This window comes from Bradyrhizobium sp. STM 3809, from assembly GCF_000239795.1.
In the GTDB taxonomy this organism is placed as follows: domain Bacteria; phylum Pseudomonadota; class Alphaproteobacteria; order Rhizobiales; family Xanthobacteraceae; genus Bradyrhizobium.
Genome location: NZ_CAFJ01000609.1, coordinates 1 through 9,401, shown reverse-complemented (window position 1 = coordinate 9,401; position 9,401 = coordinate 1). Strand labels below are relative to the sequence as shown.

11 protein-coding genes are annotated in these 9,401 nt (G+C 65.7%); 6 read left to right on the top strand and 5 right to left on the bottom strand.

Going from position 1 to position 9,401, the window contains the following annotated elements; genetic code table 11:
* Positions 1-256: thioredoxin family protein (locus BRAS3809_RS27525; protein ID WP_035659005.1), on the top strand; the 256-nt coding region annotated here is incomplete at its 5' end.
* A 6-nt stretch (positions 257-262) separates the two neighbouring features.
* Positions 263-979, top strand: a complete 717-nt coding sequence (locus BRAS3809_RS27520) for a cytochrome c biogenesis CcdA family protein (RefSeq protein ID WP_008965279.1) — start codon at positions 263-265, stop codon at positions 977-979.
* 177 nt (positions 980-1,156) lie between these two features.
* On the opposite strand, the gene BRAS3809_RS27515 is transcribed toward BRAS3809_RS27520, so the two are convergent.
* The 4 genes from BRAS3809_RS27515 to tldD form a co-directional block, all read right to left on the bottom strand.
* Positions 1,157-1,726: a nucleotidyltransferase family protein gene (locus BRAS3809_RS27515; protein ID WP_008965278.1), complete on the bottom strand. Its 570-nt coding sequence runs from the start codon at positions 1,724-1,726 to the stop codon at positions 1,157-1,159.
* Between the two features lie 75 nt (positions 1,727-1,801).
* Positions 1,802-2,140 (bottom strand): MmcQ/YjbR family DNA-binding protein, encoded by a 339-nt coding sequence (locus BRAS3809_RS27510; RefSeq protein WP_008965277.1) that lies wholly within the window; start codon positions 2,138-2,140, stop codon positions 1,802-1,804.
* An 11-nt stretch (positions 2,141-2,151) separates the two neighbouring features.
* Positions 2,152-2,943, bottom strand: coding sequence for a signal peptidase I (gene lepB / locus BRAS3809_RS27505; RefSeq protein WP_008965276.1), 792 nt, complete (start codon positions 2,941-2,943; stop codon positions 2,152-2,154).
* Entirely contained in the window at positions 2,940-4,364 is a 1,425-nt protein-coding gene (tldD, locus tag BRAS3809_RS27500; protein WP_008965275.1) for a metalloprotease TldD, read from the bottom strand. Before tldD ends, lepB begins: the two co-directional genes overlap by 4 nt.
* An 84-nt stretch (positions 4,365-4,448) precedes the next feature.
* Between tldD and BRAS3809_RS27495 the strand changes: the two genes are divergently transcribed.
* Positions 4,449-4,949: a GNAT family N-acetyltransferase gene (locus BRAS3809_RS27495; RefSeq protein ID WP_008965274.1), complete on the top strand. Its 501-nt coding sequence runs from the start codon at positions 4,449-4,451 to the stop codon at positions 4,947-4,949.
* A gap of 95 nt (positions 4,950-5,044) precedes the next feature.
* Here the strand turns inward: BRAS3809_RS27495 and BRAS3809_RS27490 are convergent, their stop codons facing one another.
* On the bottom strand, positions 5,045-5,671 hold the full coding sequence (locus BRAS3809_RS27490) for an invasion associated locus B family protein (RefSeq protein WP_008965273.1): 627 nt from the start codon (positions 5,669-5,671) through the stop codon (positions 5,045-5,047).
* A gap of 476 nt (positions 5,672-6,147) precedes the next feature.
* Here BRAS3809_RS27490 and coxB point away from each other — a divergent pair, with 476 nt between their 5' ends.
* From coxB to BRAS3809_RS27475, 3 genes are all read left to right on the top strand, one after another.
* The gene (coxB, locus tag BRAS3809_RS27485; protein WP_008965272.1) at positions 6,148-6,987 is read left to right on the top strand and encodes a cytochrome c oxidase subunit II; all 840 of its coding nucleotides are present in this window, start codon (positions 6,148-6,150) and stop codon (positions 6,985-6,987) included.
* 68 nt (positions 6,988-7,055) lie between these two features.
* Entirely contained in the window at positions 7,056-8,669 is a 1,614-nt protein-coding gene (gene ctaD, locus BRAS3809_RS27480; RefSeq protein ID WP_008965271.1) for a cytochrome c oxidase subunit I, read from the top strand.
* A gap of 161 nt (positions 8,670-8,830) precedes the next feature.
* Positions 8,831-9,401: protoheme IX farnesyltransferase (locus BRAS3809_RS27475; protein ID WP_035659007.1), on the top strand; the 571-nt coding region annotated here is incomplete at its 3' end.

The following is a 9,401-nucleotide window of genomic DNA, read 5'->3' as shown; positions in this document are numbered from 1 at the left end:
GATCGAGATCCATGCCGGATGGTGCCCGACCTGCAAGGCGCAGAAGCCGATCATCGACAGGCTCGCGGCAGAGCCGAAATTCAAGGATCTGAAGATCTTCCGCGTCGATTTCGACGACCAGAAGCCGGCCGTGAAAGGCTTCGGCGCGCAGATGCAGTCGACCCTGATCGTGTTCAAGGGAACGACCGAGACCGGCCGCTCGGTCGGCGACACCAAGGAAGCCTCGATCTCCGCGCTGCTCGACAAGAGCCTGTAGCGCGCCATGCTCGCGCTGGCGCTGGCCTTCGTGGCCGGCCTGCTGTCGGTCCTGTCGCCCTGCGTGCTGCCGCTGGTGCCGATCGTGCTCGGCGCGGCGGCATCGGCGCATCCGCGCGGGGCGCTGGCGCTTGCGGGAGGGCTGGCGCTGTCGTTCACCGGCCTCGGCCTTTTCATAGCGCTCGCGGGCAATGGTCTCGGCCTCGATGCCGGCGTGTTCCGCCTCGTTGCAGCGATCCTCATGCTGGCAATCGGCGTCGTCCTGCTGGTGCCGTCCTGGCAGGCGCTGCTCGCGGTCGCCGGCGGCCCGGTGCAGCGCTGGGCGGACAGGCACTCGCAGGGCTTTGCGGCCTCAGGCGCGGGCGGTCAGTTCATGATCGGGCTCTTGCTCGGCGCGGTCTGGTCGCCCTGTGTGGGACCGACATTGGGCGCAGCCTCGCTGCTGGCCTCGCAGGGGCAGGATCTCCTGCGCGTCACCCTGACGATGCTGGCGTTCGGGTTCGGCGCCGGCCTGCCGCTGGTCGTGCTCGGCCTGGTGTCGCGGACCACCATGGCGCGCCTGCGCGCCCGGCTGCTGTCCGCCGGCAAGCTCGGCAAGATGCTGATGGGCGCGGCCTTCGTGGTCGTCGCGGTCGCGATCCTCAGCGGGGCGGACAAGCAGCTCGAGGCGTGGCTGGTCGCGATGTCCCCGGCGTGGCTGACGGAGCTGACGACGTCGATCTAGGCGGTTCGTGAGGACGCGCCGGCAGCGCAACACCCTCGCTGTCATTCCGGGGCGGCCCGCGCAGCGGTACGAACCCGGAATCCATTGGGCCGCGCGCAATGACGATCAATGGATTCCGGGCTCGCGCTGCGCGCGCCCCGGAATGACGAATGGAGAGAGCTGTTGCGACCCGCCGGATCATTCGTCAGGTGCGATGACCGTGATCTCGGGCCACAGCGCCTTCCAGCGTGCCGCCTTGGCCGCATAGTTCGCGGCCGTGAAATTGGCCGTGTAGTTGGGCCGCACCAGCATCTCCTCGATGTCGCTCAAGCCCTTGGGCGCATAGAGCTCGTATCCATCCGCCATTGGCCGAAGCCCGACCTGCGTGTTGATGGTGAGGAAGCGGTCGATGCCGTCGGTCGAGCGCGTCACGGCAGGGTAGGGGCGGCCGTGCTTGGCGGGGTACCATAGATGCACACGCGCCTGGTTGCGCACCTCGACCTTGGCGTCGAGGTGTTGAAGAAGCGACGCAACGCGTCGGATGACTGCATCCTCGGCGTCCCATGACGTGTCGGCATCGAAGTAGAAGATGTCGTAATCGTTGATCCCATGATCCACCAGACGTCCGGTGCACACGTTCCAGACGGTCTGCGTCAGGCAGCCCGCGACGATCCAGGCATCGGGCAATGCCGTCGTGCGCAGTACGTCCATGAGCGCGACGTTGACGGGATTGCGGAGCGCTGATGTGACGAACTCATCCTCGGTCATGGCTGTCGATAGCAGGTTCCGCCGATCCGATCACCTGCGCCGGGCGCGTTCGAATCTGGCAATAACGACAGAAGCTCAGCCGCGATCGAACGCGGTGCGCGCCTTCCTCGAAGCCAATGCCTGCCACTGCCGCCGCAACAGCGGCTCGACGTCAGCGCGCCGCGCCTGGGAGAGTCGCAGCAGCACGATCGGATAGTCGCGATAGTGGTCGGTGAAATAGAACAGCTTCGGCCGGCTCTCGACCAGCATCGCGCGCTCGTCCGAGGGGACGCCGGGGAGGACGAGGCTGTCACCGTCCTCCTTCAGCCGCGCCAGCATCTTCTTGCGCACCTTGAGCGCGGGCGTGCCGTAGGACGTGCCGTCCTCGACCTCCGGCCATGGCAGCGCGAAAGCCCTGACGTCGTCGAAGGTCACGGCACGGTGGCTCAGCGCACCGCGGTGAAGAACCGATCGAGCCGGAATCCAGACAGCCAGGCCCAGACCGGCTGGTTCTTGAAGCCGAGGTCCCAGGAGCCGACCACCGCATCGGCGCGGCCGACCAGATTGTCGATCGGCAGCAGGCCCACGCCGCCGTCCCTCAGCGAGACGCGGCTGTCGGCGGAGTTGTCCCTGTTGTCGCCGAGCACGAACAGCTTGCCGGGCGGCACGGTCACCTCCGGCGTGTTGTCGAGCCGGCCGTTGTCGCGCATCTTGAAGATCAGGTGCGATACGCCGTTCGGCAGCGTTTCGACGTAGCGATAAGCGGGCTCGTTGCGGCCGCTGTCGTCCTCGGCGTCGCCGATGCCGTCCGGCTTCAACTGGGCGGCCTGGCCGTTGATGTAGAGCTGGCCCTGGCGCATCTGGATGCGGTCGCCGGGCAGGCCGACGACGCGCTTGACCCAGGCCTGCGAGGTGTCGCCCGGCCAGCGGAACACGACGACGTCGCCGCGCTTCGGCGTCTCGCCGAACAGGCGTCCGGTCTCGGGCAGGGTGATCTGCATCGGCAGCGACGACGTGCCGTAGCCATAGGGGAATTTCGAGGCGAGCAGCGCATCGCCGATCAGGAGCGTCGGCTCCATCGAGCCGGAGGGCACGTAGAACGGCTCGGCGATCGCGCCCTTGGCCAGGAAGACGACCGCGACGACCGCGGCGAGCTGGGCGATCTGCCCAGTCCACGTCGTCTCCTTGCGCGGGGCCTTGGTGCTGACCTTGCTCGTGGACATCTTGTCGAGGCTCATCGGCCCGTGCCTCCCACCGTGATGCGATCCATGCGAAGCGTCGGCTGGCCGACGCCGACTGGCACGCCCTGGCCGTTCTTGCCGCAGGTGCCGATGCCGGTGTCGAGCGCGAGATCGTTGCCGATCATGCTGATGCGGTTGAGGTCGGTCGGGCCGTTGCCGATCAGCATCGCGCCCTTGACCGGCGCGCCGACCTTGCCGTTCTCGATCTTGTAGGCCTCGGTGCACTGGAAGACGTATTTGCCCGAGGTGATGTCGACCTGGCCGCCGCCGAAATTCACCGCGTAGATGCCGTTCTTGACGGAGGCGATGATCTCGGCCGGATCGCGCTCGCCGGCCAGCATGTAGGTGTTGGTCATGCGCGGCATCGGCACATGGGCATAGCCCTGGCGGCGGCCGTTGCCGGTCGGCGCCATGTTCATCAGCCGCGCGTTCTGGCGGTCCTGCATGTAGCCGACCAGGATGCCGTCCTCGATCAGCACGGTGCGGCTGGTCGGCGTGCCCTCGTCGTCGATCGACAGCGAGCCGCGGCGCGACGCCATGGTGCCGTCGTCGACCACCGTGACGCCCTTGGCGGCGACCGGCTTGCCCATCAGGCCGGCGAAGGCCGAGGTTTTCTTGCGGTTGAAATCGCCTTCGAGGCCATGGCCGACCGCCTCGTGCAGCATCACGCCGGGCCAGCCGGCGCCGAGCACGACGTCCATCTCGCCGGCGGGGGCGGGAACGGAGTCGAGATTGACCAGCGCCTCGCGCAGTGCGCCGTCGGCGGCCTCGCGCCACGCCTTTGTCTCGATGAAGCGCGCATAGGCCTCGCGGCCGCCATAGCCCTTGCTGCCGCTCTCCTGACGGTCGCCCTGGCCGGCGACCACGGAGACGTTGACGCGCACCAGCGGGCGGATGTCGCGATAGCTCTCGCCGTCCGGCCTGAGGATTTCGACCACCTGCCAGGTCGCGCCCAGGCTCACCGTCACCTGGCGCACGCGCGGATCCTTGTCGCGCAGATACGCGTCGATCTCGCCGAGCAGCTTGACCTTGCTTTCGAACCCGGGGGCGTCGAGCGGATTGTCATCGCCATAGAGGCGGACATTGGTGTGCGGCGGCGCGCTGGCGAACGTTCCGGAATAGCCGCCGCGGACGGCGCTGACGGCGTCGGCGGCGCGCATCAGGGCCGGCAGCGACACGTCGGAGGAATGGGCGTAGCCGACCGCATCGTCCTTCACCGCGCGCAGGCCAAAACCCTGGCTGGTGTCGTAGGTCGCCTGCTTGAGGCGGCCGTTGTCGAACGTCAGCGCCTCGGTCTGGCTGTATTCGAAGAACAATTCGCCGTCATCGGCGCCGGAGAGGCCGCGCGCGACCTCGCTCCGGACCGCATCACGATCCAGATTGGCGCGCTCGAGCAGAGAGGTGGTGGGAGCAGTCATGGGTCAATCCGTTGTCGGAGCGTTCATTCCAAGATAGTTGTTTTGACGCCGGGGCGCGAGGGGCAGGATGATTACCGAACGGACATGGTTGAGATCGTTCCCATTACGGCCGCTCACATCGAGAGCTTTCATCGCACGCTGGACTGCGTCGCGCGCGAACGGCGCTATCTGTCCTTCGTGCAGGCGCCGCCGCTGGACAAGACGCGCGCCTTCATTCTGAACAACATCCACGAAGGATATCCGCAATTCGTCGCTCTCTCGGCCGGCGAGGTGGTCGGCTGGTGCGATGTGACGCCCAAATCGGGGCCAATCGATGCCCGGGTGGGCGTGCTGGGCATGGGCCTTTTGCCGCAGTTCCGACACCAGGGCCTCGGGCGGCGCCTGATGGATGCGACGCTGGAGGCGGCGTGGGCGGCCGGCTTCTCGCGTGTCGAGCTCACCGTCTATCGCGGCAACACCAATGCGATCCGGCTGTACCAGAAGGCCGGCTTCCTGCTCAAAGCGGTGCAGCCGCGCGAGGCGGGCAATGACGGCTTCGACCGGACGCTGCTGGTGATGGCCCTGGCGCTGGATTCGCGACACTGAACTCGCGGCCACAGCGACGCTGCGAGGCCGCGTCAGATCACACCCGCATCGGATCACGCTAATGTGCTCGTCACGACTGTCAATTCAGCGCGACGTCAGGGCAGCTTGTCGAATCCGTCTGCGAGGCCGTTGAGGCTCAGCGGAAAGCCGATGCCTTCCTCCGGGGTCTCGAAAATGATGAAGGTCGCGGTCTTCGCGGTCTTGAGCTGGTTGAGCAGCTTGTCCTCGAGCACCACCTCGGCGACGCAGCCATTGGGCAGGCAGCGCACGAAGCCGGCGCGGCCGACATCCTGATTGTCGAGCTTCAGCCCGAGGCCGGAGGGCAACAGCACGCCGAGCGGCGCCACCACGCGCATCAGCCGGCTCTTCTGGTCGGCCGTCTTCAGCATGATCACGGTGAGGCCGGCATTGGAGCGGTCCTCGGCGACCACGCTCTGAATCAGCGCGCACTGCTCGGCCTGCGCGCCCGGCGGCGTGTCGCAGCGGATCTGCCAGTCGCCATGCACCGAGCGCACCGCGCCCTGCGCATGCGCGGGCAGCGGCATGCTGATTGCAGTCGACAGCGCGATCGCGATGGCCGCGAGTCCGGCCATGGCAGCTGCGCGGTTCGTGAATCGCGCGCGCACGGTCCGGAATCGGCACGAACCGCGCGAGTCATTCGCAGCTGGGGTCGACATGTCAGCTGTCCTGTCCGTTGAAACCCTGGGCCGGGTCGGTGGCATGACAATTTCCTGTGGGTGATCTGCGCATCCGACGCCATGATATGGCAATGATGGCGTCATGAGGACAGCACCAGCAGCGTACGGCACGAAACGAAACGAAATAAGGCCGCATCCCTGATGCAAGGCCGCTGCGCCTTCCCGAATCAGCCGCGCACACGGCCATGTTCCGTTGCCTACATCGCGGTGCCCGCGTGTCAAGCGCCCGTTGTCCGGGAAATCACGGCATGCGGCAATTTCTCGGAAAGATCGATGCAACTCCGCGCCGAGCGCCGTGCGCGATATCCGGCTTAAGACTGCATTGCGATAGGTCAAGAATTATGGTTTGAGAAGAAAGATTTCGTCATTCCAGTGAACTGGCCCAGGTGCTTTTCTAAGCGTCCGCCCGAAGGCCATTTGTCAGGAGAGCGGATCATGCGGCGCGCGGCTTGGACAAGGCGGTGCGCCGAGGGGGAAAGTTCTGAAGGGAGCGCGACGACATGAAGGTGTCGAAAGGCCAATTGGGCGCATGCTTGCTGGGGTTGGCCGTAGCGGGCGTGACGCTCGTGTCGGGTGAACAGGCGTTTGCCGAAATGGGGCAGCCGGCCCCGTGGGAATACAAGCTGCAGGAAGCTGCGACGCCGGTGATGGAGAACATCACCTCGTTCCACGGTCTGCTGCTGACGATCATCACGCTGATCACGTTGTTCGTGCTGGCGCTGCTGGTCGCGGTGGTCGTGAAGTTCAACGCGCGCGCCAATCCGGTGCCGTCGCGCACCACGCACAACACGATGCTCGAAGTGGCGTGGACGCTGATCCCGGTGCTGATCCTCGTCACCATTGCGGTGCCGTCGTTCCGCCTCCTGTTCCTCGAGCTCGATGTGCCGAACGCCGATCTCACGATCAAGGCGACCGGCAAGCAGTGGTACTGGAGCTATGCCTATCCCGACAACGGCAAGTTCGAGTTCGACTCGCTGCTGGCGCAGGACAAGAAGCCGCGCCTGCTCGCCGTCGACAACGAGATGGTCGTGCCGGTGAACAAGGTGATTCGCGTCCAGACCACCGGCGCCGACGTCATCCACTCGTTCGCGGTGCCGTCCTTCGGCATCAAGATCGACGCCATTCCCGGCCGTCTCAACGAGACCTGGTTCAAGGCGACCAAGGTCGGCATGTATTACGGCCAGTGCTCCGAGCTCTGCGGCAAGGATCACGCCTACATGCCGATCGCCGTGCGCGTCGTGAGCGACCAGGAATTCACCGCATGGGTCGAGGACGCCAAGAAGAAGTACGCCAGCGCGCCCACGAGCACCTACGCCTCGGCTGCGGGCGTGTCGCAGTAAACGCGGGGACGAACGCTAGGAATTGAGGGCCGCTTCAGGCGGTCCACGGGGACACTGAGGATTGGACAATGGCGACGAACGTAGCGACCCACACCGGCCATGACGATCACGCGCACGACCATCCGACCGGATGGCGGCGCTGGGTCTATTCGACCAACCACAAAGACATCGGCACGATGTATCTGATCTTCGCGGTGTGCGCCGGCATCATCGGCCTCGCCATGTCGGTCGCGATCCGCATCGAGCTGATGTATCCGGGCGTGCAGCTCTTCCACGAGAACCACACCTACAACGTCTTCGTGACCAGCCACGGCCTGATCATGATCTTCTTCATGGTCATGCCGGCGATGATCGGCGGCTTCGGCAACTGGATGGTGCCGTTGATGATCGGTGCGCCGGACATGGCGTTCCCGCGCATGAACAACATCTCGTTCTGGCTGCTGCCCGCCTCGTTCGCGCTGCTCTTGACCTCGACCTTCGTCGAGGGCGAGCCCGGCGCCAACGGCGTCGGCGCCGGCTGGACGATGTATGTGCCGCTCTCGACCTCGGGCCATCCCGGTCCGGCCGTCGACTTCGCGATCCTGTCGCTGCACCTCGCCGGTGCGTCGTCGATCCTCGGCTCGATCAACTTCATCACGACGATCTTCAACATGCGCGCGCCGGGCATGACCCTGCACAAGATGCCGCTGTTCGTGTGGTCGATCCTGGTGACGGTGTTCCTGCTGCTGCTGTCGCTGCCGGTTCTCGCCGGCGCCATCACCATGATGCTGACCGACCGCAATTTCGGCACCACCTTCTTCGATCCGGCCGGTGGCGGCGACCCGCTGCTGTTCCAGCATTTGTTCTGGTTCTTCGGTCACCCCGAAGTGTACATCCTGATCCTGCCCGGCTTCGGCATGATCAGCCAGATCGTCTCGACCTTCTCGCGCAAGCCCGTGTTCGGCTATCTCGGCATGGCCTACGCCATGGTCGCGATCGGCGGCATCGGCTTCGTGGTCTGGGCGCACCACATGTACACGGTTGGCATGTCGTCGGCGACGCAGGCTTATTTCGTCGCTGCGACCATGGTGATCGCGGTGCCGACCGGCGTGAAGATCTTCTCCTGGATCGCCACGATGTGGGGCGGCTCGATCGAGTTCCGCGCGCCGATGCTGTGGGCCGTGGGCTTCATCTTCCTGTTCACGGTCGGCGGCGTCACCGGCGTGGTGCTGGCGAACGCCGGTGTCGACCGCGTGCTGCAGGACACCTACTACGTCGTCGCGCACTTCCACTACGTGCTGTCGCTCGGCGCCGTGTTCGCGATCTTCGCGGGCTGGTACTACTGGTTCCCGAAGATGTTCGGCTACATGTACAACGAGACCATCGCCAAGGCGCACTTCTGGGTCACGTTCATCGGCGTGAACCTGGTGTTCTTCCCGCAGCACTTCCTCGGCCTCTCCGGCATGCCGCGCCGCTACATCGACTATCCCGATGCGTATGCCGGTTGGAACTTTGTGTCGTCGATCGGGTCCTACATCTCGGCCTTCGGCGTGCTGATCTTCATCTACGGCGTGATCGAAGCCTTCCTGCGCAAGGAGCAAGCGGCGAACAATCCGTGGGGACCGGGCGCGACGACGCTGGAATGGACCCTGTCGTCGCCGCCGCCGTTCCACCAGTTCGAGGTGCTGCCGAAGGTGCAATAAGCCCCGACGGCCTCCGATGCGGCGCCGCTTCGGCGCCGTATCCTCATCAGCCGGCCGGCGCCTCTCGCGCGCCGACCGGATCTTTGAAGCGACGTGCTGAAGCGGCCCTGGTCGAGAACGAGCCCCGGTTCAGCGCCTTTGAATTGAAGTCTGGATTCGTCGTGTCGGTCATTGATCAGAACGCCATCGCCGCCGGCCCACGGATTTCCGAGGCCGATGTCGGCGATTATGTCGCGCTGCTGAAGCCGCGCGTGATGTCGCTCGTGATCTTCACGGCGCTGATCGGCCTGTTGATCGCCCCCGGCCATTTCCACCCGGTGCTCGCCATCACCTCGCTGCTGTGCATCGCCGTCGGCGCCGGCGCGTCCGGGGCGCTCAACATGGCGCTGGAGGGCGACATCGATTCGCTGATGTCGCGGACCGCCAACCGTCCGATCCCGCGCGGCCGCGTCACCCGCCAGGAGGCGCTGGCGTTCGGCATCACGCTGTCGTTCTTCTCCGTGCTGACGCTCGGCATCCTCGTCAACTGGTTCGCCGGCGCGCTGCTCGCCTTCACCATCTTCTTCTATGTCGTAATCTACACGCTGTGGCTGAAGCGCTGGACCGCGCAGAACATCGTCATCGGCGGTGCCGCCGGCGCGCTGCCGCCGGTCGTGGCCTGGGCCGCGGTCACCGGATCGATCGCGCCGGAGCCGGTCTGGCTGTTCCTGATCATCTTCTTCTGGACCCCGC